1 protein-coding gene is annotated in these 458 nt (G+C 51.7%); it reads right to left on the bottom strand.

The features are described from left to right. Window positions 1–170: 170 nt before the first annotated feature. Window positions 171–458 (bottom strand): hypothetical protein (locus AC1RPX_RS07705; RefSeq protein WP_481763319.1); only part of this gene is annotated, 288 nt, incomplete at its 5' end.

Here is a 458-nt window from a genome sequence, read left to right as displayed (position 1 = left end):
ATTTCGGAGCCTGCACGTCGGCCTTTGCCGCGATAGCTGTCTTCCATGCGCTTTTGCCACGTACGATCCTGATCCTGTTTAGGTGGATCGGTGACCTGATGCTCGGCCAGCAACCGATGTGCTGCGTCCATATCTCTTCCTTATAGTTACCCTACACTATAAAATTGGCCTCAATTCAGCGTACCCACAATGGTGAATCCGATGTTAGCTAGCGAGGGGTCGGGTGTGTTTGGCCCGTCCACTTCTAGAATATCACCCACGGCAAAGGACACCGGAACCGATGATCCAAGAAGTGCAGTAGTAGACCCAATGGCAAATGTGGCTACCCCTATCTGAGTCCCGTTCTTCTTGATGATGAACACCGAGTTATTGGCAGCTGGACTCAGGGCCTTGACATTAGAACCCGGAAGGCTTACAGGTATAGTGAATGCGGCAGCTGCACAGTGCACCATAAGAAC

Source organism: Dellaglioa sp. CoH-56-MRSF-14, from assembly GCF_056782115.1.
The sequence above is the reverse complement of the archived record's forward strand: the minus strand, read 5'-3'. Positions and strand labels throughout refer to the sequence as shown.